The following is a 24,355-nucleotide window of genomic DNA, read 5'->3' as shown; positions in this document are numbered from 1 at the left end:
AGGCCGCCCCTTCCATGAAACAGCCCATCCCCCTTTCGCCGCCCGCCAACCTGCTGGGCCACGTCACGGCGCTGAAGGTGGCGGGGGTCATCACGGCCACCATCCTGACCGGTTTCGCGCTCTGGGCCCTGCGGCGAATCCTGGAGCCGTTCGTCCTGGCGGTGTTCCTGCTGATCATCATCGACGGCGTCGCGCGCCTGCTGCAGGCGCGGTTGCCCGTGGCGCTCCGACGGCTGGCCATGCCCGTCGCCATCGCCGCGATCGTGGCGGTGTTGGTCGTGACGATCTGGGTGACGGCCGACAACGCCAGCGATTTCGCCGCCCAGTCAGCCAGCTATGCGGTGCGCATCAACGACCTGCTCGGCCTGGCGGCGCAACGCCTGGGCTTGCGCGTGACCCCAACCCTGGCCGGCCTGATCCACACGCTCAATCCCGCCCAATATCTGGGCGTGGTCGCCGACTCGTTCAGCCACTTCGCCGAGGCGACGATCTTCGTCCTGATCTATCTGGGCTTTCTGTTGGCCTCGCGCCGGGGCTTCAAGGCCAAGGCCCAGGGGATGTTCGCCACCGAGGAGGGCCGCGCCGAGGCGCAGCGGGTGTTCGACCAGATTCGCGACGGCCTGCAGAACTACATCTGGGTGCAGACCGTGGTGGGCGTGATCATCACCGCCGCCTCGGCCGCCCTGATGGCCGCCGTCGGCCTGTCGCACATCCCGTTCTGGTGCCTGATCATCTTCCTGACCAACTACATCCCGGCCATCGGGGCGGCGGTGGGCGTGCTGTTCCCGGCGGTGTTCGGCCTGGTCGAGGTCAGCGATGTCTGGCGCGGGGCGGTGCTGCTGGTCGGACTGGAGGCCATCCACTTCGCCGTCAGTCACATCATCCAGCCGCGCATGCAGGGGCGCAGCCTGAACCTCGACCCGATCGTGGTGCTGCTGTCGCTGGCGTTCTGGGGTCTGCTGTGGGGCGTGACCGGCGCGTTCCTGTCGACGCCCCTGGCGGTGATGACCATGGCCATCCTGGCCGAGTTCGCCGGCACGCGACCCCTGGCCGTGCTGATGTCGAGCGACGGCAAGCCCTATGGGGACGTGGCGGCGCCCTAAGGCAGCGGCCGCGGCTTGCGGTCCTCGCCGATCGCCACGAAGGTGAAGACGCCCTGGGTCACCTTGTGCGCCTGCTCGCCGTCGCGGCGGCGCCGCCAGGCCTCGACCTGCACCTTCAGCGAGGTGCGGCCCACATGCACGATCTTGGCGAACAGGCTGACCTCGTCGCCGACGAACACCGGGCTGATGAAGGTCATGCCGTCGATGGCGATGGTGGCGCAGCGGCCCGCCGCGCGGTGGAAGGCGACCGAGGCCGCCGCCAGGTCCATCTGCGACAGCAGCCAGCCGCCGAAGATGTCGCCTTCGGGGTTGGTGTCGGACGGCATGGCGATGGCCCGCAGCACCGGGGCCTCGTGCGGCCATTCGGCGGCTTCCCAGGCCTTGGCCAGCGATTCGGCCCGCTGGGTCGTGGCGTCGAGCTTGGTCACGGGGCGCGGGACCTAGTGGCCGCCGGAGCCTTCGTAGACCCCCGGGGCCAGTTGCTCGTCCTCGTCGTGGCCGGCGGCGGTCTGGGCCACGAAGCGGCGGTCGCAATAGGAGCAGTCGACGAAGCCGGCCGCGCCCATTTCCAGCCAGACGCGCGGGTGGCCCAGGGCCCCGCCGACGCCGTCGCAGGCGATGCGGTGCGAGCGGACCATGATGGTTTCGGGCGCGGGACCGGCGCCGATCTCGACGACCGTAGGTTCCATGGCGGTGGGAGCGGTGGACTTGGCCTTGCGCGCCATTCTTAAAATCCTTGAAATCCAGACGCGGCCTTGGCGTGGCGGCGATGCAGGCATACCTATGCGACCAGTCGCGGCGCCGTCAATTGAAGCCGCCCGTTCCTTTTCCGATCTGGACGCTCCATGGACCTGCCCGCCTACGCGATCGAAGCCGAAGGCCTGTTCAAGACCTACCCCGCCAGCAAGACCGCGCCCGAGAAGCGAGCCCTCAACGGGATCGACCTGAAGGTGCCGCGCGGCTCGATTTTCGGGCTTTTGGGGCCGAACGGGGCCGGCAAGTCGACCTTCATCAACATCCTGGCCGGGCTGACCCGCAAGTCGTCGGGCACGGTGAAGATCTGGGGCCGCGACATCGACGAGCGCCCGCGCGACGCCCGCGCCGCGATCGGCGTGGTGCCGCAGGAGCTGGCCGCCGACGTCTTCTTCACCCCGCGTGAGTCGCTGGAAGTGCAGGCCGGCTTCTACGGCGTGCCGAAAAACGAGCGCCGCACCGACGAGTTGCTCAACGCCCTGGGCCTGGGCGACAAGGCCGACGCCTATGTCCGCCAGCTGTCGGGGGGCATGAAGCGCCGCCTGATGGTGGCGAAAGCCATGGTCCACCAGCCGCCCGTGCTGATCCTCGATGAGCCCACCGCCGGGGTCGACGTCGAGCTGCGCCGCCAGCTGTGGAGCTATGTCACGGGCCTGAACCAACTGGGCGTGACCATCGTGCTGACCACCCACTATCTGGAAGAAGCCCAGGAGCTGTGCGACCAGATCGCCATCGTCAATCGCGGCGAAGTGGTCGTCAACGAGCCGACGGCCAAGCTGCTCAGCCGCATGGACATCCGCAACGTCGTGGTCACGCCGGAAGAACCGGTGGCCGCCGCGCCGCTGCTGGCGGGCTTCGAGACTAAGCTGCGCGGGGCGGGCGCGTTCTCGGTGTCGTACCGCACGGGCCAGTCCAGCGTCGAGCAGGTGCTGGCGGCGGTCCGGGCCGAGGGGCTGAAGATCAAGGACATCGCGACCGAGGATCCGGATCTCGAGGATGTGTTCGTGTCGCTGACCTATGGCGATCCGAACGCCAAGGATCCTTTGAGGACCTAGCGGCTCACCCACTTGCCCCCACCTGACCGCTTCGCGGTCTGTCCGCCCCCGTAGGGGGCGGAGGCTTCAGCCCGGCGCGCCTCTTCCCCCTTTGGGGGAAGACGACCGCGAAGCGGTCCGTAGGGGGCAAGTGTTCGCGGCCGAGGCGCCAGGCGACGCATCCCTATCCTCCAGCCAATCCCCGATTGCATCGTGGGCCGCATCGGTGGAGGTTCCCCGCCAGTTTCGGCGCGAGGGGCGGCATGCGGGCGTTTTTCATTCGGGTTCTGATGGCCTTGGTCGTGGCGGCCGGCCTCGGGGGCGCGGCGCTGGCCAAGCCCCTGCCGGTCAAGGTCGTCATCGTCACCACCTTCGAGATCGGCGCCGACACCGGCGACTTCGCCGGCGAGTTCCAGCCCTGGGTCGAAGGCTGGCCGCTGACGCACGAGATCAAGATCCCCGGCGTCCGCCACGTGGCCCGCTATTCCGACGACGGCGTGCTGGCCATCGTCAGCGACATGCGGGGGCGGGCGCGCGAGAGCGTCGCGGCCCTGATCCTGTCGGACCAGTTCGATCTGACCCACGCCTACTGGATCGTCAGCGGCATCGCCGGGGTCGATCCGAAGAGCGCCTCGATCGGCAGCGCCGCCTGGGCCCGCTATGTGGTCGACGCCGACCCGATCTACGAGGTCGACGAGCGCGACATGCCGGCCGGCTGGCCCTACGGCCTCTATTCGAACGATGCCGAGCGTCCCAACGTCAAGGGCAAGGCCGAGGGCTCCAGCGCCATGGTCTGGACGCTGGACCGGGGGCTGGTCGACTGGGCCTACGCCCTGACCCGCGACGTCAAGCTGCCCGACTCGCCGGCCTTGCAGGCCCTGCGCGCGGTCTACAAGGATGATCCCGAGGGCCGGCGGCCGCCGTTCGTGCTGCAGGGCGACGCCCTGGGTACGGTGCGCTTCTGGCACGGCGCGCACCGCACCCAGTGGGCGCGGGACTGGGTCAAGCTCTGGACCGACGGGGCCGGGACCTTCACCATGACCGACTGCGAAGACCAGGGGATCCTCGACGTGCTCGACGCCCACGCCGCGTCCGGAAAGATCGACCGCAAGCGCGTCCTGGTCCTGCGCACCGGCAGCAACTATTCGCGCGCCCCGGACGGCCAGACCAGCCTGCCTCACGTCTTCAGCGAGGACGCCGTCAAGGCCGGCTTCGACGCCACGTTCCGGGTCGGCGGCGTCGTCGCCCGCGAGCTCGTCACCCACTGGGACCGCTATGCGGCCGCCACCCCAACCGGCGGGAGCCGCTAAGCCATGCTGGAACGCCTTTTCGGCCTCAAGGCCCAGGGGACCAACGTCCGCACCGAAGTGCTGGCCGGCGTCACCACCTTCATGACCATGGCCTATATCGTGGTGGTCAATCCGACGATCCTGGGCGAGGCGGGCATGCCGGTGGCCGCCGTCGCCGCCGCCACCTGCCTGGCCGCCGGCTTCGGCTCGATCCTGATGGGACTGGTCGCCAACTATCCCCTGGCCCTGGCGCCGGGCATGGGGCTGAACGCCTACTTCACCTACACCGTGGTCAAGGGCATGGGCGTGCCGTGGGAGACGGCCCTGGGCTGCGTCTTCATCTCGGGTGTGGCCTTCCTGGTCCTGACTCTGGTCGGCGTGCGCCAGATGATCGTCGCGGCCATTCCCAAGCCGCTGTTCTCGGCCGTCGCCGCCGGGGTGGGGCTGTTCATCGCCTTCATCGGCCTGAAGGAAGCCGGCATTATCGTCGCCAATCCCGCTACCACCGTGGCCCTGGGGGACCTGACCACCCCGACCGCCGCCGTGGCGATCATGGGGCTCGTCCTGATCGCCGTGCTGCAGGCCTGGCGGGTCAAGGGCGCGATCCTGATCGGTATCCTCCTGGCCACGGCCGCCGGCTGGGCCCTGGGTCTGGCCAAGATCGTCCCGGCCACGTCCAGTCTCGCCGACCTGACCGCCACCGCCTTCAAGATGGACGTGATGGGCGCGTTCAATCTCAAGGGTGGCATCGGTCTCGCCCTTTTGGAGATCATCTTCGTCTTCCTGTTCGTCGACCTGTTCGACAATGTCGGCACCCTGGTGGCGGTGACCAAGAAGGCCGGCCTGCAGGCCCCTGACGGCTCGATCCCGCGCCTCAACCGCATCCTGATCGCCGACTCGGCCGCGACCATGATCGGGGCCGCGGCCGGCACCTCGACGGTGACCAGCTATATCGAGAGCGCCGCGGGCGTCACCGCCGGCGGCCGCACCGGCCTGACGGCGGTAGTGGTGGGGATCCTGTTCCTGGTCACCCTGTTCTTCGCGCCGCTGGTCCAGGCCATCCCGGCCGCCGCCACGGCGCCGGCCCTGATCCTGGTGGGCGCCCTGATGGTCGGCAGCCTGGCCGAGGTCGACTGGGCCGACCCGACGGTGGCGATCCCGGCCTTCCTGACCCTGATCACCATCCCGCTGACCTTCTCGATCGCCAACGGCCTGGCGTTCGGCATCACCAGCTATGCGGTGCTGAAGCTGCTGACGGGCAAGATCGGCAAGGGCGACTGGCTGCTGCTGATCCTGGCGGCGCTGTTCGTGGTGCGCTTCGTCTATCTGGCGAAAGGCTAGAAAAGACCCGTTTGCGCAGGCGCGGCCTTTCGGCTAAGACCGCGCTTCCGCAAGGCGGAAGCACCCGTAGCTCAGCTGGATAGAGCGTTGCCCTCCGAAGGCAAAGGTCACACGTTCGAATCGTGTCGGGTGCGCCACTTCGGTTTAAAACTGCGAACGCCGAGAACCGCAGTGTGTTCGCCCGCCGAGGCGGCCAAGGTTCTCAGCAAGTCAGTCCGATTTCCCATGATCTTGATCTCGTGCTTGGAGATCACCTCCACGCGCTGAGCCACCGCGCGCACATGCTCGCGCCGGTACGCGCCGTTCTCCCCACGTAGCCGCTCCTTCGCGGCCTCGGCGAAGCGCCCGAGGATTTCCGGCGTCAGCATCGGCCCTAGCTTCTCGATGGCCGCCTCGGCCCGATCAGCGTCCGCGCGGGCGTCGTCGCGGATGATGGCCAGCTCCCGCATCCGGTCCTTGAGGTCTTGGTCGTCGGTCGAGGCTAGGCCGTCCTCGACGGCCTCATAGAGGCGCTTGAGCTTGGTGGCGGCCTGGGTCGCCCGCTGGCGCAGCTCGATGACGTGCGCCCGGCGCCGGTCGATCCATTCACCCCGCTTGTCGATGAGGTTGCCCAGCAGCACCTCCAGGCGCTCGGGGTGCAGAAGCCTACGCTCCAGATGCTCGACCACGGCGGCGTCCAGCTTCTCCTCCCGGACAGTGATGCCCTCACAGCCGGCCGGCCCCTGCCGGGCCTTGGTCGAGCACGTGTAGTAGCGATAGCGCAGGCCCGTGGAGCTGTGACCAGTCCGCAGGGTCATGGCCCCGCCGCACTTGCCGCAGAAGGCGATGCCGCCCAGCAGAACGCGGCTGGTGACGTGGTTGGGATGGGTCTGCTTCCAAGAGCGCAGATGCAGGGAGTCTTGCACGGCCTGGAACTCCTCACGGGTGACGATGGCCGGCACCGCGCAGATGACGTGCTCTGCGTCCGGCTTGCGCTTCTTGAGCTTGTGATCGGTCCGGTTGAAGTGGTGTTCGCCCATGTACGAGGGCCGGTGAAGGATCTGGTGGATCGCATCGAGCCCGAACTTGCCGCCGTCGCGCGTGCGGATCTCCCGATCGTTCAGGTAGGCGGCGATGGACTTGAAGCCCATTGGGCCGGAGCCGTCGGCGCCGTAGAGCGCCAGCCGATAGATGAGCCGGACCTTCTCGGCGCTGATCGGGTCGATCTCCAGCTTCTTCTTGAGCTTGGCCCCGCGCTGCTCGGCCACATAGACCCGATAGCCCAGCGGCGGCCTGGAGCCGTTCCAGAAGCCCTGGCGGGCGTTCTCCTTCATGGCTCGCAGAGTGTGCTTGGCGTTCTCCCGCGACTGGTACTCGTCGAACAGGGCCATGATCTTGCGCATCATCGCGCTCATGGGGTCGTCGCCCAGCTCCTGGGTGATCGACACCAGCCGCACCCCGTTCTTGGCCAGCTTGCGGATGTAGAACTCGAACTGGAACTGGTCGCGGAAGAACCGCGAGAACGAGTGGACGAGGATCACGTCAAAGGGCGCGGGTTTAGTCAGGGCCGCCTCGATCATCGCCTGGAACGAGGGCCGCTTGTCGTCGGTGGCGGTGTTGCCCGGCTCGACGAACGCCTCGCCCAGGGTCCAGCCCTTGCCAGCGCAGTAGGCCTCCATCTGCCGGCGCTGGTCGGGAAGGGACAGATCGCTCTCCGCCTGACGGCCGGTCGAGACGCGCAGGTAGAGGGCCGCCCTCGATGCCATCGAGGTCGGTTCAGGCTCGATCAGCCGGCCCATGGGGCAATCTCCGCAATGTCAGGGGATGGGGCCGAACAGCTCGTCGAGCAGATCGGCGAAGAAGGCCTCGATGATCCGCGCCTCGCGGTCGGTGACGGGCACGAACTCGGGCCAGTCGTCGGTGACGTTGATCGGGATATCGAACGTGCGCGCCTCCAACGGCGCGGCGGGTGGCTCTTCGCGGAGGCGGAAGATGTGATCCGGCAGAGGGCCGAACGGGCGGGGATGGCGGGCCATCCGGCCACGGTGATCCCGATCACGTCTAGATCAACAGCGCCGACGCCGTGGGCGAACGAAAGGCAGGCGAGAGGCGGAATGCCCTCAGGACCGGCTTGAGGGCGGCGCATAGGGCGCTCCGCAGGCCGGGCAAGTCATGGCCGACAGGGCCTTGATGCCCTCGACGATGAAATCGTGCACCTCCCCGCCTTCGTACTGGCTGACACGGGAGGCCACGACCAGCTTGCTGGCGGCGCCGTGGATGTCGGTGGGCTTGATCCTGCGGAGGCCCGCCAAGCCCTGTTGGCGGGCCTCGAACAGCGTCTCTAGGCGCGTGTCGATGGCCGCCATTTCTGGGACCATGGGCAGGGCTTGACGCTCAGCGTGGCCGAGGTTGAACCAACCGAACTCACGGACGGCCTGGGTCTCCAATTGCGACCAGCGCAGGCACAGGCGGTCGATCTCTAGGTCGAGGGCCAGCCAGGCCGTACAGCGGGCCGCGAGGTCGTCCCTGCCGCGCGAGCAAGGACTGTTCGCCACTCCGACGGCGGGGGCGGATGCAGCGGCGCTAAGAACGCTGCGGCGGGAGACGGGCGAGGGACGGGCCTGTTCTTTCGGCATGGTGGGGCTCCCGGCGCGAGCGCTCGGTCCGATCTGCACGAAGATCGGTGGTGTTTGATGGGATTACCCCTAAACTAGAACGAATTTCGCCGATCAAGTCAACGAAATTCGTTCACTCAAGGTGGAATTTCAGTCACGATGATTGCCGCCCCGCAAATTCGGATGGCGCGTGCCGCGCTTGGCATCAGCGTGCGAGAGCTCGCTGAACGGTCTGGCGTGGCGGATTCGACGATCCTCCGCTTTGAAACTGGGCGCGGAGGGATCCTTGCCGCCAATTTGAACCGACTCCAGCTCGCGCTGGAAGAAGGTGGCGTGATCTTCATCAGCACCGACGCCGGTGGCGGCCCGGGTGTTCGCCTACGGTCGTAGGCCGCAAAGTCGCGCCCTTAGAACTGCTGATCAGGAAGCGGTGCTGGCAGAGGCGGAGGCGGCGGGCGAAGCTGGTACATCAATGCGCGCTCTTCGTCCGAAATCTGCTCGACCAGTTTGTGCAGCTTATCGATCCACGTCTCGTAAACGGCCTCGAAGTCGGACGCGGAAAATGCATTCGTGGCCTCGATCTCCAGCATGACGGCGATCGAGTCCCGTACGCGGCGAACCATCCCCGGCGTTAGGTGTGAGGCGCTAATGAGCGCGGCTAGGGTATCGGCACTGGCCCTGAGAACGACGGTCGTCTCCGGCGTCAGGCTCATCGTCAAGCCATCGACCATTAGCGCCCGCGTCAGCGGTTGCTCGGCGTGAAGCCTGTTGACGATGTCCAGCAGAACGCCGCGTGCAGCAATCGCGAACTCGCCGATCTGCTGAAGTTTTCTATCCAAGGCAGCTTCGCGTTCTTCGCGCGCCCCCTCTTCCTTCGCCAAGCGCGCCCGCTCGTTGCTCCGGGCCTCAGCGAGGAGGGCAGCCTTCTGCTGATGCACGACCATGAGCCAGGCGGCGGCGATCGATAGGACAGACACCAGTCCCTGGTTCGCTTCGACCCAGGAAAGGATGCCTCCCGGGTTGGTCCACCAATGAATCAGCTGTCCGATCATGCCGCCCCTCCCTTGGGTGTGGGCAAACCCTAGCAGTCAGGGGCGCCTATAGGAGCCAAGACCTGAAAGGTCGGTGCTCGCCCTGAAGCGCTTGGAGAGCCTCTGCCGGGCGGGATGGTGAGGGTCAAGGGCGGCTTCGCCGTCGCTCCGCGATGGCGCCGTAGGCGCCACCCTTGACGCTCACCATCCCGTCCGGCCCTCGTTCCACCAAGCGCTCCAGGGCGTGATGTCTCCGGGCGCTGAAAGAGCCTAGAGATCGTCGTCGGCGTCGCCGTCGAGCCCCGCCAGTTCGGCCAGGCGCTCGATGTCGGCCGCCGAGAGAGCCGGCTTGCTGCGGATCGCCTGGACCTCGGCGACGCGGGCTTGGAACTGGGCGGCAGACTCGCCCAGACGGAAGCCGCCGGTCTCGGCGAGCCACTGATCCTTCGTCCTACTCATGGTGTCCTCCGACTAACCTGCGGCACGACAATCGCGCCAGGGCGGCGCGCTGTCACCCTTGACGCTCAGCAGCCCGTTCGGCCCCATGTCATTGAGCGCGTCAGGACAGAACAGTGCTGAGCTGAAGTGCTGTTGGATGGGGGCGTCCATTGCCTGATGAAGCTATCGCGCGGCTGTGCCGGGCCACGGCGTCCGATCATGACGACCCTGAGGTCACGGTGGCGGCGGCACGCGCCGTTTCCGCCTTCGCCGCCCGCCTAGATCCAGGCGCGCGCCTGGTGCTTGAGAGGGTTCTTCTCAGCCTGGCCCAGGCAGCCGAGACGTTGCCGGCGGACGCCGATCCCGAGGAAATCCGCCAACGTTCACGCTTGATCCGTCGCAGGCAGCTGTAACCGCGAAATTGGGTGCGTGATGGCGCTTGGTCCCTATCAAGCGCTTGAAACATTGCAGAAAGTCGTCCGGCGCGGGCCGGGCCGAACCCTACGGTCCCGGAAATTCTCCAGCACCATCAACACCATGGGACCGCCAGGTCCCGGTGCTTTTATCTTGCCGTCGCTGTCGCCCGTTGCCCGGTAGCCGCCCGCCTTTGGTTACGAAGAAAATTCCACGGCCACGCTTGCACACCGGCGCGACCAACCTCATATTCCTCACGTGAGTCATGTGAGGGTCGCCCAATGAAGTTCGACATTGCGAAATTGGCGGGCGAAATTTGTGCCGGCGCTAACAATGGTCGCGTGCTCCTTCGCACGATGATCGACGCAGTGGGATCGTCTCCGCAGGAGCCCACAATTATCTTTCTCGATTTTGCAGGAGTGGAGGCTGCTACTGCCAGCTTCCTGCGCGAGGGCGTAGTTGCGTTTCGCACCTCACTGAGATCGTCATTTCCCAATTACTATCCGGTTTTGGCCAACGGTCAGAATCTGGTAGTTGAAGAGCTTCTCACCCTCCTCGATTTCATGGGTGAGGTTTTTATTTCCTGCCAGTTCGCGGCGGACGGGGCCGTAAGCGACGTTCGCTTACTTGGCACGCTAGATCCCAAGCAAAAGTTCGCTTTCGATCTCGTGATGTCCAAGGGCGAGACAGATGCAGGTGAGCTGTTCCGAGAATTTGGAGAATCTGAGGGCGTAAAGCAAACCGCGTGGAACAATAGACTATCAGCGCTATCGAGCGCTGGTGTTGTCTTTGAAATTTCAAGCGGACGTGGAAAGCGGTACCGAACCTTATTCAAAGGAGTGTAGCGTGGGCGTAGATTTTGTTCGCAAGGCAGCGCGCAGCTTTGAAAAGCATCTAGATCTCGCGCGCGCCAACCTTGCGCAAGCTGACCTTTTCTCAAGGGCACCAACGGAGAACAGGCCCAGCTACGTTGCCGACGTAGCCCGTGGATCTGTGATCTCCGAGGGGCAAGAGCTCTGCGCTTATCGAGACGGTCCAAACGTCACCCTTAGAAACGGCCTCACCGTCGTAGCGAACATCACGAATGCACCCCCGGATGTTCTGCAGGCTATTTCGGACTCGTGCGGCGTCGCCACGGCCACAGTTCAGGAAGTTCACCAAATCTCGGAAACAGTGGGGGTCACGCTGTGCTGAGCCCGACTGAAAACGCCCGCAACGCCAGAACCCGTCGCCGCGAAGCGAAACTGTGGGATACCCCCCAGCTCACTCCAAGCTTGGGCTGCTTTAGCTGCCCAAGCTTCGAGGATTGCGGAGGGCTTCGCACGGCCGGCTCGATGTTCGATTGCCTGGATAATTGCTGCGGGAAGCCATCGAGCTGCTCGGTAGTTTGCCCCAAGAAAGCACATGACTTCGCGTCTCGAGTTCGGGAGATCTCGGGGTTCAAGCTGGACGGCGTTGAGCGGGCACCCGTGAAACCCGCCCCGCAACTGCCCGCCGTAATTCCCGTATTGTTCCACGGCAAGGCCAGAGAACGCGTGTTCGCGGCCGATGCAGTCGCGCTGTCGCTCTATCGCATTCTCAACAAGAAGGATGGGGCACCCAAATTCGCAGACGAAGCTGAGCTGAGGCGAGAGTATTCTCTGGGCGCGACCACCCAAATTATTCTGACCGGAACCGACCAAGATCCGCCGCTAGAGCGGTGGTGGTCGTATGGCGAGGCCCGTCGAGCTGAGATTATTCGGACGCTGATTGGCCTGGGCGTGGGGCTCGTTACTGCCCCGAACTACAGCTTGTTTGCGAATACCCCAAGATGGGACGATCTCCACTCAATGAAGCGGATCGCCATAGTCCAAGCGGAATTCCAGCGCTTGGGGCTTCCTTGCGCGCTGCACGTGAACGGACGAACTGATCGGGATTTCGAGAGGTGGACCGAGTTCGTAGCTGCCAGGCCGGAGATCACGCACCTAGCCTACGAGTTCGCCACAGGTGCCGGCAGAGCTGAACGAATCCAGAAGCACGCCGAGGGGCTTCGGCAGATTGCCAGAGGCGCGGGGCGTCCGCTGACCCTGATCGTACGTAGCGGCCTCGATGTACTGGAGGCGCTTAGCGAGGCCTATGAAAGCGTCGTGTTCTTGGACACCACGTCGTTCATGAAGTCCATGAAACGGCAACTCGCTGTTCCACATGGCAACCGATGGGTTCGATGGGAAGCTGCGCCGACGCTCCCGGACGAAAAGCTGGATGATCTTTTCGAGCGCAACGCCGAAGCCATGGCGAAAGTGGTCGGGCAAATGATGACGCCTCGAATTGCCGCGCGGAAGGCTGCGGCCTGAATGGAGACGGCATCGCTGAGCTTCAAGGTTGTCGATGACCTGGGTCTTGCTGCTGAGCGCATGCGCCTTCCCGCATCGCCGACAGGCGATAGGAAGTACTGCGCGAACGCAATGGGCCCATTCCTTGAGGCGTACCATCTGATCAACGAGGGTCTATTACCTCGCGACGTTGCCAATCGTTGGATTAGCACCGGAAGCCAAGGAGAACTGGCGGCCGCTTTGCGAGCCGACAAATCTGCTTGGGCCTCGGAAGGCGGCAAAACAGGGCTCCTCCGGGGGGTCTACGACAACGACATAGCGCCTTGGCACCAGTTCGCACGACAGGCCAAAAGTGCGGCGATAGAGGCCGGCCTGCCGAGCGCCTGGGCGGCCGAGATGGTTGCGGCGCTCGGCGAAATCCGGAGCAATTTCGAGGAACATTCAGGCGCTGCCGAAACGGGAATTGCACTCTTCCATTCGCGCACGGGCATTTTCGAGTTCGTCGTCGCTGATCGAGGCATGGGAGTTCTGGCTTCGCTTTCATCTGCGGCCGAGTATCGCGACCTTAAAAGTCACGGAGACGCGCTGCGCCTGACACTGACGGAGGGCGCATCCCGCTTTGGATTTCAGGCTGGGCGCGGTTTCGGGTTTCGGCCTCTGTTCGTCGGCTTGGCGAATAGGCGCGCGATACTCCGCTTCCGATCTGGCAATGCCGCCCTTGAGATCGACGGAGCTTCGCCAACTCTCATGACGGCGCGAATTTCCGAGCGGCCTACCCTGCGCGGCTTCTTTGTTTCTGTGACCTGCCACGCCGAAGCGGCCTGAGGGGAACGATGGACGACGCTGAGCGGGACATCCACTTCAACAAGCAGACGAATACGACCTACTTTTCCAGGCGCATTATGCCGACGGTCGGAGAGCCGCTGCGCATCCTTTCCAGCGTCGTCGAAACGGCGGGCGCGCTGCGGTTCGCCAAGGTCAAAAATGAAATCCTACTTCGCGCAACTCCGGGAGGGCGCGTGGAGATCAAGGCGACGATCCTTGAGGACGACCGAGACATCCAGACGCTCACGATTCAGAAGTTCACCCCGGCTTCTGGTCCCAGCGACAAGGTGTATTTCACCTTCCTAGGCCGAGAGATCGACGCGCTTCTGGAATTTATGGCGGGTGTGAAGACCATCGATTTTGGCGGCGATGGTAAAGGAAAGCGTTCTCGCGATGCTGTACGAACCGTCGTGCTTGATGCCGCCCAGGCTCATCAAATCTTCAGCACGAACCAAGACCTGTTCGTCGCGCTAGCGGAGCGTGAAGACCTCCAGCGCGATCTCGTGGCCGTGGGATATCGACGTCGCCAACTAGATAGATTCGAGCGGATGCTGAGCGACCCGAGCGCATTCGCTGCCGAGCAAGCTCACTATCGAACGACCCCGGAGGCCACCTGGCAGGCCTTCTTCGAAGAGAATACGTGGATATTCGGGTATGGACTGACCTATCAGTTCCTATCTGGGCTCGACGAAAAGCGGCTTGAGCAAACAGTTCGCGGGGCCGACCTATCTGGTGCTGGAAAGCGTATAGACGCGCTAATGAAGACGCGCGGGATCATCAGCTCGCTTTGCTTTGTAGAGATCAAGCGTCACGATTCGGATCTGCTCGACCAAGGCAAACCGTATCGCTCGGGAGCTTGGGCAGTCTCGAAGGAATTGAGCGGCGGCGTAGCGCAGGTTCAGACTACGGTGGCCGATACTGTTGACCGCCTGTCTCGGGCAATCACCGTTAGCGACACGGATGGCGATCCGACCGGCGAGCTCCTATTCAATGTCCAGCCCAAGTCATTTCTGGTTATCGGTCAGCTCGGTGAATTCCAGAGCGAACACGGTGTTAATCAGGCGAAATTCCGTTCGTTCGAGATGTTCCGGCGCGAGTTGCGCTCTCCGGAGATTATCACGTTTGACGAGCTATTGGCCCGAGCAAGGTTCATCGTCGATCACCCTGTAGCTAGTCATCCCGGAGATGCCTTAAGGAGCGTCTAGGCTGCAACGTTGGGCCCCCTGGTGCCCAACTAAACTTTGTCGCCGGCCGCCATCTCGCCCATCTTCATCCAGTCATCGGGGATATCGCGCCCCCAGGCCTCGTAAATGGGCGCGAAGAGGAAATGCGCTCCGCCGACTTCTTCTTCGGTTGGATCGAGTTTGACCAACTTCCCTTCACGCTGAATTTTTGCTGATAGCTGGACCGGTTCACCTGTTCTGGTGACTAGCGTGGCAACTAGCAGCTCGCTTCTGTCCGGGCTGTCCGCGGCGCGCTGGTAGGGTTTGTTGGGGTCCGCTGGCGCAGACCAAGTCTCACCCATTATGATGGCCGCGTCCGCTCCTAACGAGACAACTTGATGAGCAAGCGACCGCATCATCAGGTACTTGTGCCCATGTTCTCCGGGGCGAAGCTCTCGAAAATGAACCGGCTTCCCATCACGTAATAGGAAAGCGATGGTGATGTGATAGCCATCTTTCTCGAACATCTTCCGCGCGGTCGCGAAGAGCGTTCTTAGATGATCAGCCGTCTTGCCACTTTCTGCATACATCTCATTGGCGCGAACGTCGTACCGCTTTTCCAAGCGCGGCCCGGCCTCTTTCAGATCGCTTACTTTAACTTTCTTCTCGACAACTTCGAATTCGATCGGAATATCAGTGGCTAGCCAGACGTCTTGGGTCCGAGCGTCCGCGTGTCCAATCATACAAGGTAGGCGGCCGGCTCTTAGATCTGGGGGATATTCTTCTCCAGTCTCCTTATTGACTATTGGCCCGGTCGGTAGCCCGACTTGCGCGTGAGCATCCGCGACCAACTCGGAAAGACGTCCATAGGCGGTCGCGACCGCATCTAGCAGCTCATGTTCCGGCAGAGTGTTTTCAATCCAGCGCCGCTGAATTCTCACGACGCCGTTCTTTCGCACATGTGCGCCCATCGCATCTGCGGGGATGCTCTTTACAAGCTGGATTGGGGCGTCCCACAACTTAGCAGGCACCTCGACTTTGGGTCCTTCGTTCAGATAAGAAGCGATAATTTCGGCCCTCACAAAGCTTTTGGCTTCGAGATCGCCCTGCTTCTCAATTTTATTGCGAGCGTCCTTCATCCACGTCATCAGTGGATCGACTCTAAATTTCTCCTGCCAATCTTCGTACCAACAATCAAAATTCGGTATAATGGCTTTATTACTTTGCAGAATAAAGGTTACTGTCCGGAGTGTTTGAATGGCTGTTTGAATAGCGACGCGAAAAGCGTCGGGATCAAAGTATGCAGCTTCCGCCTGGTGCCATTGACGGTGAAGGTCCTCCAACCGCTGATCTACGGCGGCTAACGGGCAACGCTCGTGTTTATTGGTCATGGCGCACCTAAGTTCGCCCGTAGGGACGACACAAATCTCCAAGCGCATCAACAGGCAGCCGTACCAACCCCTGCCGAGGCACCGGTCGAAGATGCGGAAACCATGGTGAAGAAGCCCGGCTCTCAGGCCAAGAATGGCCTATGGCCTCGCACATCGTTGGTCTTGATGTCGAACATGTCGGCCCTTGTGCCGCGCTTCGACTCCTAGACCGGCGGGAGTTTGGCCTGCGCCAGCACGACGTCTAGCGCGTGGCGGCTGCTATCGCGCAAGCGGGCCAATTGGTGCGCAAGGCCATGGTCCGTAAAATGGAAGCGGTATTGATCGATCCGGATCGATCCGTCGTGAAGCCCCGTCTCGAGCCTGGACCTGAGCTCGCCGAGCAACTCGTCGACGCCCTGCAGTCCTGAGCGAAGGCTTGGGTCGTCGACTTCTCGAAAGCCGCCGATCGCCTTGCGAATGACTTGCCTGCTTTCGCGGTCGACGAGCTCGCCGGTCCGCAGGGCCTTCTGCGTGTCCTTCAGGGCCTGGATGAATTCGCCCGGGGATTCGGCGTGTATCGGGACTTGGAAAGCTGGGCGACCAAAGGCCATGGCGATGGTGTGAAGGATGATCTCGTCCAGGTCCTTAGAGGCGCGGACTTGGATGACGTGCTCGTAGTACCAGCGCTGCAGGTCCGGGAAGGAGTTGAGGTATGAGATACACTCGTCCCACGACCAGACGATGGCAATGCGCTCGAGGCCTTGGGCCTTCCACAGGGCGTTCAGCTGGTCGACATAGCCCTGGACACGGGTGTCGCGCCGCGCAGTCGTGGCCAAAATCCAGATGCCGAGCTCTTGCGGAAAGGCGAGCGACTCCTTGGCTGCCTTCATGAGGAAGCTTTTGCTGATGGGACCGCCTGGGTACGGATTGCCGTTCTCGTCCACGTCGGAAAGGCGTTTGCATTGGATGCCCACTAGGCCGTAGCGGGACTTTCCATAAACGTCGACACCATGCTGCGCCTGCCCGGGTCGACCGTAGATCTTCGCGTCCGGAGAGCCGTAGGCTTCCCTTAGCAGCCCGACCGTCAACTCTTCGAACTGCTGCCAGTAGAGGGGTGGCTGGAAGAACTGCGACAGCGCGCCCATCTTGGCTCCTTGTTTCCAATGCAACCACAGTGAAGCTCGGTCGCGCTTGGGTTTCAAGTTCTTAGGCGGCTGCCCGCGCGCACGCCGGCGGCTGGCTCGCCTCCTCGACTTCGACGCGTGAGGGCGTTGGTCGCGCCTGCCAGTGGTTGCATGGCGTTAAGTCCGGGTTCAATAGCCAAGGTTTGTGGCCTTGGTGATGCTCAGCAGGAATGACGACGCTCTCGGATATTGAAGTCCCCCTGACGAAGAAGCTTCGCGAGTCCGAGGCTGCTTTGATCGCAAGGCACAACAAACTCGCACACTACGCGACGATGGATGACCTCGTAACGGATGACGAGCTCGACCCTGACGATGAAAAGGCCATCTGCCATCACATCCTCAGGCTGAGGGCAGCGCTAGCGCGCACCCTTTGGCGGAACGAAATCTTTCTAGGGATTTCCGTCCTCGACAACTTCGTCCTTCGGGCTGCCACGACCGGTGAGGCCGGTATCCTCAAACGCACGATCGCGCAGCTTGCCGAGACCCAGGCCGGTGTTTCGGGGCTACTGATCTATCCGCTTACTGGACTAGGCTTTGACGTGCCGATCTTCGGGCCGAAGGACGGTGGTCAGCGCCCGTATGCCGTGTTCCGCAAGGGCGGCTTTGCGCTCACAGCCCAGACGAGCAGTCTTGAAACCGCCCGCAAGCGGATCAACAAGCTGGCCGGACTGCTCGGCATCGAGAAAAAGGTCTCGCTCTCCGATCTGCGGCATAGCCATGTGACGATGGGCAAGGGCTGGCTGACAGATAACCCGCTCATGATCGTGCGGATCGCCTCCCATACCGGCGCTTATTACGAGAACCAGTTCATCTACACGCTCAAGGTCCGGATGGCCTCTTCGGTGGTTACGATGCTGTCCGCCCTGATCACCGAAAAGCGAGATCGCAGCGTGGCAACCGACGATAATCCTAGGCCTCGTCATTCAACGAAGTTCGAGGGCAGTCGGCAGACTCTGGACATCAGGCACTACCTTGTCGGGGAGGCACCTGCCGCCGACCAACGCTACCTGGACCTACGACGCATTCCGATGAATGTTGGGGCGTTCGATCTGACCCGCCTTGTCGACCTGTCGGTCGACTTGGACACTCATGTGATGGCTGGCTCGGCCGCCAAGCGTTGGCGTCAGCGCCTCCTGGCGGCGGCCCAGGCCGTCGAGAGTGGGTATCTGCATCACATCAGCATGACGAGTAAGTCCGCCGTCGATCAGCGCGTCTATCATCGATTGGTCACCGCGCTTGATTGGTATCGGCAATCGTTCGGTGCTCGAACTAGTGATGCCGAGAGCATCGTCGCCCTGGCGGTGGCTTTTGAGACTTTGTTGACTGATCACTATGCGAAAGGCGTGCTCGAACGGCTGAGCCGGCGGATCGCCATCTGCCTGCGCGGGGTTAGGGGGGCTCCGGCCTATATCGCGAGCATCCGCACCATCTACATAGCGCGCGGCGAGATCGTGCATACCGGCATGAACACCAAAGAGGCCGATCTCGAACGCGCGCAGGCCGCGTTCGCCCATTGCTTTTGCCACGTCGCCGAGCAACTCGACAAGCTGACGCATAAGATGGCCGATCCGATCCGGCAGATACTCGGCGACAACGAGCCCGCCCCACCAGCTATCGCGACGCCCTCGATATGACGTGCTCTCCTCGTTGAGCGGTCCTCTAGGTTGCCATTTGAAGCAGCGCCATCTTTCGCTTCGGTAGAGTTGGCGGCAGATTGCGCGCATGCCCTCCGTGCGCCCATCCGTCTTCAACCAACGCGAACGAGCTGACGGCGGCCCGTTCTTATTGATCGAACCTGTTGAGGCGGAGGACGGCTTCAGCGTCGACATTTTCTTCACCGACACGCCGCCGGACCAGCGCGCTGCGCCCTTTCCGGCCGAACGGCTTCTCAATGTGAAGCCGGACATCCTGCTGATCTTTCCGCTCAACGTCCGTACTGACAGCGAGGGCTATCTTGGCCCGAAGTACGAGGGATTGCAGGCGATCGCCGTGACCCGCCGCGTCGACACAGTCTTCCCCAGACCTGAGAACCAAGAGGATGTGGAAGGCCTGCTAGAGCTGCTTCCAAACGGCTTCGCTAAGGACTTCCGCCAGGGCCTGGGCTTGTTGTGGGAGTATCGTGCGATCACAGAGGCGTTCCGGGGGCACGACCAGTTCAACCGGCTGATCATCCATCACGGTAACGATGCGAGGATCAATCCGCCGTTCTTCGAGCTAGGCATTAACCGCTTCCACGAGTTGCGAAGAGAGATCAATCGGATCAGCGCGCGGCATCAGCGCGACTCCCGCCGCGACAAGGGTCAAGAAGCCTACCATGCGCTGCTTCACGCTGCGGACCCGCAGCGCTTCCCGCGTCTCACAAAAGCGCTTCGCGCGGACGCCATTGCCGACGCGACGAGTGGTGGACGCGACCTGGTCTCCCTCTCGAAGCGAGATCGGCGCGCGGCCGTCGGCCTAGTGCGATCGAACCTGCAAGCGTTGGCGCAGTCGGACACTGACGCGCTGCTATCGCTCAAAAGCGACATCGAGCAGGTCACGCTTCAACAGCTGATCGACCGCTTCAAGGAGATGCTGGGAAAAGGGCTGCCTGAGGGCCGCTGGCAAGCCTTCCTGATGCAAAACCCTTTCATCCTCAGCCTTGCCTTCGCGGTGCCGGCCCTGATTGTTCAGGGCCAGGCCTATGCTGGAGGTAAACGATTGAACGGGCGCGGCGGGAAGGTCGCCGACTTCTTGTGCGCCTCGGCCTCCACTGGAAATCTCGCGATTGTGGAGATCAAGAAGCCCGGGACCGACCTTCTCGCGGCGTCGCCGTATCGCGGAGACGATGTCTATGCCGCTTCGGGTGAGTTGAGCGGCACGATCGCTCAAGTCCTCGACCAGCGGCTGAAGCTGCAGCGCGAGCTTCCGCTGCTGAAGGAGGAGAGCCAGCGCCCGGATATCCATGACTATGGCATACGCTGCATCATGGTCGCGGGCCGGACGCCCGACGAACGAGCTCGCCAGAAGTCGTTTGAGCTCCTTCGTAGTGCCATGGTCGGGGTTACCGTGCTGACGTTCGACGAGCTTCTAGCCCGGCTCGAAGAAATTCACGCGGCGCTGGGGTCCGGCGCGGGAGAGCCGCTGCGACCAGACGGCGAGGCTCCGTTTTAGCGCGCCTCGAACTTCGGCCTCTTTCTGAGGCCAACCTCCGTTCCGCACAGCTACGGTGGAAATCGTGGCTCAGAGGGCTACTGGGTAGGCGTAGCTCTCCTCACCGTTCGATTCTGCGCGCCATTTCTCTCTTATTTCCAAACACTTGCTCAATCCTAGGGCGAACCTAGGGCCGTTGTCGTCGTGATGAGCCTGGTGAGGATCTTCGCCAGCTGCTCGATCGAGACCTGACCGGTGGGCTGGCCCAGCCACCAAGACAGGGTCTCGACGATCAGGGTCACGGTGCAGACGGTGGCCAGGTCCACCGGCAGCCAGTGGCCGGTCGGCGACCGCTCGACCGCCAGCACCTTGGCGATCCGCAACAATTCCTCGCGCATGGCGCCGCCCGCCCCGCCGTTCAGCAGGGCGGTCCACAGCACCCGGTGATCGTCGACATAGGCGCAGAGCGCGATGAAGGCGGCTTCGGTGTCGACGCTGTCCTGAATGGGCAGGGACAGGGCCACCAGCTGGTCGATCTGGTCGGCCGCCACATGGTCGAGCAGCGCCTCCTTGGTCGGGTGATGCCGGAAGAAGGTGGCGTAGTGGACCTTCGCCTCCGCGCAGATCTCGCGGACCGTGATCTGATCGAAAGTTTTCTGCTCGAGCAGGCGCAACAACGCCCCGGCGATCGCATTGGCCGACCGCACCATCCGGGCGTCCTTCACGCTTGACGAGCGGAAGGGCGATATTTTATGCGTCACTGTGTCGCTTATCTCTGGCGACCGGCCTTGCTTCGCCTTCACGCGGACCTCCGAAACCCAACGCTGCTGGGGGTAGCACGGGTTAGGCCACCGGCCCGCGATATTCTGCGCCTGAACATCGAACCGCTGACAAGGGGATCGCCGAGACCAGGATTTAGCGCAGCAGCGCCGCCGAACGCATCGAACAACACTCAAACAACGAGACACGGCCGAGCAGGAACACGGATCACCCGCGTCCCTGCTGAAGGCCGACACTTACAAAGGGGAGTTCTTACGCATGAAGGTTACCTGCATCCGGCTGTGTCTGCTTGCGACATCCAGCCTCGCGCTCGCCCAGCCGGCGTTGGCGCAGACCGCGAAAACCGCCTCGTCCAACGCCAACGCGCCGCAGGTCCTGGAGGACGTGGTCGTGACGGCCCGCCGGGTCGAGGAGCGTCTGCAGGACGTGCCGATCTCGATCACGGTCTTCAACCAGGACCAGCTGACCCAGCAGAACATCGTCAACGCCGAGGACCTGGCGCGCTACACGCCGTCCCTGTCGGCCAACAGCAGCTTCGGCAGCGACAACTCCACCTTCGCCATCCGCGGCTTCGTGCAGGACATCGGCACCGCGCCCTCGGTGGGCGTCTATTTCGCCGACGTCGTGGCGCCGCGCGGCGGCAGCCCCAGCTTCTCGACCGGCGACGGCGCGGGGCCCGGCAGCTATTTCGACCTCCAGAACGTCCAGGTGCTGAAAGGCCCGCAAGGCACGCTGTTCGGGCGCAACACCACCGGCGGCGCGGTGCTGCTGGTGCCCAGGAAGCCGAGCTACGAATTCGAGGGCTATGTCGAGGGCTCGGTCGGCAACTACGACATGCGCCGCCTGCAGGCGGTGATTAACGCGCCGCTGGGCGACAAGGTGCGGGCGCGGCTCAGCCTGGACCGTCAGGTTCGCGACGGCTGGCTGAAGAACACCAGCGGCATTGGCCCCAGCGACTTCAGTAACATCGACTACTGGGCCGTGCGCGGCAGCGTGGTCGTCGACATCACGCCCAATCTCGAAAACTACGTCATCGTCTCGTACAACAAGTCCAAGACTAACGGCCCGCTCGAGAAGGTGATCGCCTGCGATCCCAATACCGGGCTGGGCGGCTTCGCCTGCGGCCAGATGGCCGACGCGGCCGCCAAGGGCGAGGGCTTCTACACCGCCCGCAGCGATCTTCCGGGTCCGGAATCGAACCTCAAGAGCGCCCAGATCATCAACACCACGACCTGGAGCGCGTCGGACAACGTCACCGTCAAGAACATCATCAGCTACGCGGAGCTGAAGCAGACCCTGCGGACGGCGCTGTTCGGCACCCAGTTCGCCACGCCACCCGTGCCGGCGCTGAACCTGCCCAGCTTCCCGTTCAACTTCGCGACTATCGTGCCGGCCCCGAACGCCAACGGCGCGGCCGACCAGTCGACCTTTACCGAAGAGCTGCAATTGCAGGGGCGCAGCGGCGACAACCGTCTCACCTGGCAGGCCGGCGCCTATTACGAGTACGCCCAGCCCATCGGCCTGACGGGTTCGCAGTCACCCAACACCATCAACTGCACCAGCATCGAAACCCTGCAGTGCACGGACATCCTGGGCTTCCTGGCCAATCTGGATCCGAACGTCCTGCCGCTGGTCATCGGCGGGGTGATCCCGCCCATCCAGGCCGGCAGCGTCAACTACACGGTCGGCAAGCTGAAGACCCGCAGCATCGGCACCTACGCCCAGGCCAGCTATGACCTGAACGCCAAGCTGCGGCTGACGGGCGGTATCCGCTACACCTGGGATCGCCAGGAGAGCCGGTCCGAGCAGATCAGCTATCGTTTTCCGACCTTCCCGTTCCCGGCCGGCCCGGCGACGGCCTATTGCCTGCGGCCCAACACCGTCCTGCCGGCCTGCAGCCTGGCGCTGGAACAGAAGTCGTCGGCCCCGACCTGGATGGTCGATCTGGACTACAAGCCCTACGAGGACCTGCTGCTCTACGCCAAGTACGCGCGGGGCTATCGCACCGGCGGCATCAAGTCGGACGCGCCGACGGCCTATTCCATCTTCCGTCCGGAAAAGGTCGACAATTACGAGGTCGGCCTGAAGACCAGCTTCAAGGGGCGCGTGCCGGGCACGTTCAATGTCGCGGCGTTCTACAACGACTTCTCCGACCAGCAGCTGCAGGTCGGGTTCGGCGACAATCCGGCGGTGGCGGGCAGCGTCTCGGCGACCGCCGGGCCGGTCAATGCGGGCCAGTCGCGGATCTATGGCCTGGAGCTGGAAGCCGGGGTCCGGCCGTTCACCGGCTTCGCCCTCAATCTCGGCTACAGCTATCTGAACACCGAGATCAAATCGATCACGCCCGTCACCCTGCCGGCCAGCGACCCCTATGTCGTGACCTCTGAGGTGGCGGCGGGCGACGAGCTGGCCCTGGCGCCCAAGCACAAGCTGGTGCTGTCGGCCAGCTACCGGCTGCCGGTGGCCGAGACGCTTGGCAAGATCAGCCTGGGGGCGACCTTCAGCCATGTCAGCAGCCAGCGCTCCAGCTACGCCTCGCTGTCGCCGGCTAGCCTGGCCCTGACGGGCGGCGTCGACATCGGCGTCCTGCCATCGCTCGACCTGCTGAACCTGAACATCGACTGGAAGCAGTTCCTGGGCTCGCGGGTCGACCTGGCGGTGTTCGCCACCAACGTGACCAAGGAGCAGTACTACACCTACGTGCCGGGCCTGTTCTCGACGGCCGGGTTCGAGATCGCGACCCTGGGCGAGCCGCGCATGATCGGCGCGCGCCTGCGGGTCGGCTTCTAGGACGAGCGGCTTTTGTCGACGGGGCGCTTGCGCGAGCGTCCCGTCGCATCGGGCTTCAGGGCGGCGCGCCATTGGCGCGTCGTCGCGTTCGAATGCGTGCGTCTCGGCGTGGGTTGAGCTGGGCGGGGAGCGTCGCGAGATCCGGCCCGGCTGATCCAGGGCGATCTCGAAAAATAGCTGCCGGAGGCGCCGTCCGGCAGCAGTGGAGAGATAGAGGCGTCCCGCCGAGCGGCGGAAAACTCGCCCCATCTCCAGCCACGGCGCCACTCCTTAGGGAGGACAAAGGCGTCGTTGCTAGACACATGCATAGCGCGAAATTGTCGCCGACGTCAAGTTGTGCTAGTCATCTGTCTAGCAAATTTGCGTCGGCCCATTGACGCGCCTCGCGACAGGGCGCTATGCAGTTGTCTAGCAACGTCCCGCCGCCTCGCCGACCCTGTCGAGGAAAGGCCGGGCCCGAGGAAGCGCAGGTCTCACAAGATGCCCGAAGTGATCGTCACCACCCGAGAAGGCGAAACCCTGGCGCTCGACGGCGCCAACGGCTTGAGCGTCATGGAAGTGATCCGCGACGGGGGCGTCGACGAACTGATGGCGCTGTGCGGCGGGGTCTGCTCCTGCGCGACCTGCCACGTCCATGTCGATCCCGAATTCGTCGCCGCCCTGCCGCCGATGAGCGAGGACGAGAACGACCTGCTCGACTCCTCCAGCTACCGCAACGAGCGCTCGCGCCTGTCCTGCCAGATCCGCCTGAACGACGGGCTCGCCGGCCTTCGCGTGACGATCGCCGAGGAAGACTGACCGTCCG

Annotated in this window: 24 protein-coding genes and 1 tRNA gene; 15 read left to right on the top strand and 10 right to left on the bottom strand. The window is 63.7% G+C overall.

The window, feature by feature from the left end; translation table 11 throughout:
* Positions 1-14: 14 nt before the first annotated feature.
* Positions 15-1,103: an AI-2E family transporter gene (locus G3M62_RS23180; RefSeq protein ID WP_165190901.1), complete on the top strand. Its 1,089-nt coding sequence runs from the start codon at positions 15-17 to the stop codon at positions 1,101-1,103.
* Here the strand turns inward: G3M62_RS23180 and G3M62_RS23175 are convergent.
* Together G3M62_RS23175 and G3M62_RS23170 are read right to left on the bottom strand one after the other, a co-directional pair.
* A complete protein-coding gene (locus tag G3M62_RS23175; RefSeq protein WP_165190900.1) occupies positions 1,100-1,531 on the bottom strand; it encodes an acyl-CoA thioesterase in 432 nt (143 codons plus the stop codon). The two genes, G3M62_RS23180 and G3M62_RS23175, sit on opposite strands and share 4 nt — an antisense overlap.
* A gap of 12 nt (positions 1,532-1,543) precedes the next feature.
* Entirely contained in the window at positions 1,544-1,828 is a 285-nt protein-coding gene (locus tag G3M62_RS23170; protein WP_165190899.1) for a zinc-finger domain-containing protein, read from the bottom strand.
* Positions 1,829-1,948: 120 nt separating this feature from the next.
* Between G3M62_RS23170 and G3M62_RS23165 the strand changes: the two genes are divergently transcribed.
* The 4 genes from G3M62_RS23165 to G3M62_RS23150 all read left to right on the top strand — a co-directional run bounded on the left by G3M62_RS23165 (position 1,949) and on the right by G3M62_RS23150 (position 5,657).
* Complete coding sequence (locus G3M62_RS23165; protein WP_165190898.1) at positions 1,949-2,911, top strand: ABC transporter ATP-binding protein; 963 nt, start codon at positions 1,949-1,951, stop codon at positions 2,909-2,911.
* A 242-nt stretch (positions 2,912-3,153) separates the two neighbouring features.
* Positions 3,154-4,200: a purine nucleoside permease gene (locus G3M62_RS23160; protein ID WP_165190897.1), complete on the top strand. Its 1,047-nt coding sequence runs from the start codon at positions 3,154-3,156 to the stop codon at positions 4,198-4,200.
* Positions 4,201-4,203: 3 nt separating this feature from the next.
* Entirely contained in the window at positions 4,204-5,520 is a 1,317-nt protein-coding gene (locus tag G3M62_RS23155; protein WP_165190896.1) for an NCS2 family permease, read from the top strand.
* A gap of 60 nt (positions 5,521-5,580) precedes the next feature.
* Positions 5,581-5,657: transfer RNA gene (locus G3M62_RS23150), tRNA-Arg, on the top strand.
* Here G3M62_RS23150 and G3M62_RS23145 read toward each other — a convergent pair.
* The 3 genes from G3M62_RS23145 to G3M62_RS23135 form a co-directional block, all read right to left on the bottom strand.
* On the bottom strand, positions 5,628-7,298 hold the full coding sequence (locus G3M62_RS23145; RefSeq protein WP_165190895.1) for a recombinase family protein: 1,671 nt from the start codon (positions 7,296-7,298) through the stop codon (positions 5,628-5,630). The genes G3M62_RS23150 and G3M62_RS23145 overlap by 30 nt on opposite strands.
* An 18-nt stretch (positions 7,299-7,316) precedes the next feature.
* A complete protein-coding gene (locus G3M62_RS23140; RefSeq protein WP_165183851.1) occupies positions 7,317-7,535 on the bottom strand; it encodes a hypothetical protein in 219 nt (72 codons plus the stop codon).
* Between the two features lie 84 nt (positions 7,536-7,619).
* Complete coding sequence (locus G3M62_RS23135) at positions 7,620-8,135, bottom strand: hypothetical protein (protein WP_165190894.1); 516 nt, start codon at positions 8,133-8,135, stop codon at positions 7,620-7,622.
* Between the two features lie 138 nt (positions 8,136-8,273).
* On the opposite strand from G3M62_RS23135, the gene G3M62_RS23130 reads away from it, so the two are divergent.
* On the top strand, positions 8,274-8,504 hold the full coding sequence (locus tag G3M62_RS23130) for a helix-turn-helix domain-containing protein (protein WP_165190893.1): 231 nt from the start codon (positions 8,274-8,276) through the stop codon (positions 8,502-8,504).
* Between the two features lie 17 nt (positions 8,505-8,521).
* Here G3M62_RS23130 and G3M62_RS23125 read toward each other — a convergent pair whose 3' ends face one another.
* Together G3M62_RS23125 and G3M62_RS23120 are read right to left on the bottom strand one after the other, a co-directional pair.
* Positions 8,522-9,166, bottom strand: a complete 645-nt coding sequence (locus G3M62_RS23125) for a hypothetical protein (RefSeq protein WP_165190892.1) — start codon at positions 9,164-9,166, stop codon at positions 8,522-8,524.
* Between the two features lie 249 nt (positions 9,167-9,415).
* On the bottom strand, positions 9,416-9,604 hold the full coding sequence (locus G3M62_RS23120; RefSeq protein WP_165190891.1) for a hypothetical protein: 189 nt from the start codon (positions 9,602-9,604) through the stop codon (positions 9,416-9,418).
* Between the two features lie 149 nt (positions 9,605-9,753).
* Here G3M62_RS23120 and G3M62_RS23115 point away from each other — a divergent pair, with 149 nt between their 5' ends.
* The 5 genes from G3M62_RS23115 to G3M62_RS23095 all read left to right on the top strand — a co-directional run bounded on the left by G3M62_RS23115 (position 9,754) and on the right by G3M62_RS23095 (position 14,339).
* A complete protein-coding gene (locus G3M62_RS23115) occupies positions 9,754-9,996 on the top strand; it encodes a hypothetical protein (protein ID WP_165190890.1) in 243 nt (80 codons plus the stop codon).
* A gap of 282 nt (positions 9,997-10,278) precedes the next feature.
* Positions 10,279-10,842, top strand: a complete 564-nt coding sequence (locus G3M62_RS23110) for a Fic family protein (protein WP_165190889.1) — start codon at positions 10,279-10,281, stop codon at positions 10,840-10,842.
* A 624-nt stretch (positions 10,843-11,466) separates the two neighbouring features.
* Positions 11,467-12,330 carry a DUF4417 domain-containing protein gene (locus G3M62_RS23105; RefSeq protein WP_165190888.1) on the top strand — a complete coding sequence of 288 codons (864 nt, stop codon included), beginning with the start codon at positions 11,467-11,469 and terminating at the stop codon, positions 12,328-12,330.
* Positions 12,331-13,134 carry a hypothetical protein gene (locus tag G3M62_RS23100; RefSeq protein WP_165190887.1) on the top strand — a complete coding sequence of 268 codons (804 nt, stop codon included), beginning with the start codon at positions 12,331-12,333 and terminating at the stop codon, positions 13,132-13,134. It abuts the gene before it with no gap.
* 8 nt (positions 13,135-13,142) lie between these two features.
* Entirely contained in the window at positions 13,143-14,339 is a 1,197-nt protein-coding gene (locus tag G3M62_RS23095; protein WP_165190886.1) for a Shedu immune nuclease family protein, read from the top strand.
* A 29-nt stretch (positions 14,340-14,368) separates the two neighbouring features.
* Here the strand turns inward: G3M62_RS23095 and G3M62_RS23090 are convergent, their stop codons facing one another.
* On the bottom strand, positions 14,369-15,688 hold the full coding sequence (locus G3M62_RS23090; RefSeq protein WP_165190885.1) for a hypothetical protein: 1,320 nt from the start codon (positions 15,686-15,688) through the stop codon (positions 14,369-14,371).
* A gap of 203 nt (positions 15,689-15,891) precedes the next feature.
* Positions 15,892-16,812 (bottom strand): hypothetical protein, encoded by a 921-nt coding sequence (locus tag G3M62_RS23085; protein WP_165190884.1) that lies wholly within the window; start codon positions 16,810-16,812, stop codon positions 15,892-15,894.
* Positions 16,813-17,021: 209 nt separating this feature from the next.
* Here G3M62_RS23085 and G3M62_RS23080 point away from each other — a divergent pair, with 209 nt between their 5' ends.
* Together G3M62_RS23080 and G3M62_RS23075 are read left to right on the top strand one after the other, a co-directional pair.
* Positions 17,022-18,485, top strand: a complete 1,464-nt coding sequence (locus tag G3M62_RS23080) for a HEPN domain-containing protein (RefSeq protein WP_165190883.1) — start codon at positions 17,022-17,024, stop codon at positions 18,483-18,485.
* An 88-nt stretch (positions 18,486-18,573) separates the two neighbouring features.
* A complete protein-coding gene (locus G3M62_RS23075; RefSeq protein ID WP_165190882.1) occupies positions 18,574-20,001 on the top strand; it encodes a Shedu immune nuclease family protein in 1,428 nt (475 codons plus the stop codon).
* 155 nt (positions 20,002-20,156) lie between these two features.
* Here G3M62_RS23075 and G3M62_RS23070 read toward each other — a convergent pair whose 3' ends face one another.
* The gene (locus G3M62_RS23070; RefSeq protein WP_165190881.1) at positions 20,157-20,690 is read right to left on the bottom strand and encodes a TetR/AcrR family transcriptional regulator; all 534 of its coding nucleotides are present in this window, start codon (positions 20,688-20,690) and stop codon (positions 20,157-20,159) included.
* 328 nt (positions 20,691-21,018) lie between these two features.
* Here G3M62_RS23070 and G3M62_RS23065 point away from each other — a divergent pair, with 328 nt between their 5' ends.
* Together G3M62_RS23065 and G3M62_RS23060 are read left to right on the top strand one after the other, a co-directional pair.
* On the top strand, positions 21,019-23,550 hold the full coding sequence (locus G3M62_RS23065) for a TonB-dependent receptor (protein ID WP_165190880.1): 2,532 nt from the start codon (positions 21,019-21,021) through the stop codon (positions 23,548-23,550).
* A 480-nt stretch (positions 23,551-24,030) separates the two neighbouring features.
* Positions 24,031-24,348 carry a 2Fe-2S iron-sulfur cluster-binding protein gene (locus G3M62_RS23060; protein WP_165190879.1) on the top strand — a complete coding sequence of 106 codons (318 nt, stop codon included), beginning with the start codon at positions 24,031-24,033 and terminating at the stop codon, positions 24,346-24,348.
* Positions 24,349-24,355: the final 7 nt, after the last annotated feature.

Source organism: Caulobacter soli, from assembly GCF_011045195.1.
GTDB classification, from domain to species: Bacteria; Pseudomonadota; Alphaproteobacteria; order Caulobacterales; family Caulobacteraceae; genus Caulobacter; species Caulobacter soli.
This window is presented reverse-complemented; position numbering and strand designations above follow the sequence as displayed.

Bases quoted from the DNA above. Each gene is read 5' to 3' on its own strand.
- G3M62_RS23060 (WP_165190879.1), top strand. From the start codon at position 24,031: ATGCCCGAAGTGATCGTCACCACCCGAGAAGGCGAAACCCTGGCGCTC.
- G3M62_RS23160 (WP_165190897.1), top strand. From the start codon at position 3,154: ATGCGGGCGTTTTTCATTCGGGTTCTGATGGCCTTGGTCGTGGCGGCC.
- G3M62_RS23125 (WP_165190892.1), bottom strand. From the start codon at position 9,166: ATGATCGGACAGCTGATTCATTGGTGGACCAACCCGGGAGGCATCCTT.
- G3M62_RS23095 (WP_165190886.1), top strand. From the start codon at position 13,143: ATGGACGACGCTGAGCGGGACATCCACTTCAACAAGCAGACGAATACG.
- G3M62_RS23090 (WP_165190885.1), bottom strand. From the start codon at position 15,688: ATGACCAATAAACACGAGCGTTGCCCGTTAGCCGCCGTAGATCAGCGG.
- G3M62_RS23075 (WP_165190882.1), top strand. From the start codon at position 18,574: ATGCCCTCCGTGCGCCCATCCGTCTTCAACCAACGCGAACGAGCTGAC.
- G3M62_RS23135 (WP_165190894.1), bottom strand. From the start codon at position 8,135: ATGCCGAAAGAACAGGCCCGTCCCTCGCCCGTCTCCCGCCGCAGCGTT.
- G3M62_RS23120 (WP_165190891.1), bottom strand. From the start codon at position 9,604: ATGAGTAGGACGAAGGATCAGTGGCTCGCCGAGACCGGCGGCTTCCGT.
- G3M62_RS23100 (WP_165190887.1), top strand. From the start codon at position 12,331: ATGGAGACGGCATCGCTGAGCTTCAAGGTTGTCGATGACCTGGGTCTT.
- G3M62_RS23155 (WP_165190896.1), top strand. From the start codon at position 4,204: ATGCTGGAACGCCTTTTCGGCCTCAAGGCCCAGGGGACCAACGTCCGC.
- G3M62_RS23170 (WP_165190899.1), bottom strand. From the start codon at position 1,828: ATGGCGCGCAAGGCCAAGTCCACCGCTCCCACCGCCATGGAACCTACG.
- G3M62_RS23165 (WP_165190898.1), top strand. From the start codon at position 1,949: ATGGACCTGCCCGCCTACGCGATCGAAGCCGAAGGCCTGTTCAAGACC.
- G3M62_RS23130 (WP_165190893.1), top strand. From the start codon at position 8,274: ATGATTGCCGCCCCGCAAATTCGGATGGCGCGTGCCGCGCTTGGCATC.
- G3M62_RS23180 (WP_165190901.1), top strand. From the start codon at position 15: ATGAAACAGCCCATCCCCCTTTCGCCGCCCGCCAACCTGCTGGGCCAC.
- G3M62_RS23070 (WP_165190881.1), bottom strand. From the start codon at position 20,690: ATGGTGCGGTCGGCCAATGCGATCGCCGGGGCGTTGTTGCGCCTGCTC.
- G3M62_RS23080 (WP_165190883.1), top strand. From the start codon at position 17,022: ATGACGACGCTCTCGGATATTGAAGTCCCCCTGACGAAGAAGCTTCGC.
- G3M62_RS23065 (WP_165190880.1), top strand. From the start codon at position 21,019: ATGAAGGTTACCTGCATCCGGCTGTGTCTGCTTGCGACATCCAGCCTC.
- G3M62_RS23085 (WP_165190884.1), bottom strand. From the start codon at position 16,812: ATGGGCGCGCTGTCGCAGTTCTTCCAGCCACCCCTCTACTGGCAGCAG.
- G3M62_RS23145 (WP_165190895.1), bottom strand. From the start codon at position 7,298: ATGGGCCGGCTGATCGAGCCTGAACCGACCTCGATGGCATCGAGGGCG.
- G3M62_RS23140 (WP_165183851.1), bottom strand. From the start codon at position 7,535: ATGGCCCGCCATCCCCGCCCGTTCGGCCCTCTGCCGGATCACATCTTC.
- G3M62_RS23110 (WP_165190889.1), top strand. From the start codon at position 10,279: ATGAAGTTCGACATTGCGAAATTGGCGGGCGAAATTTGTGCCGGCGCT.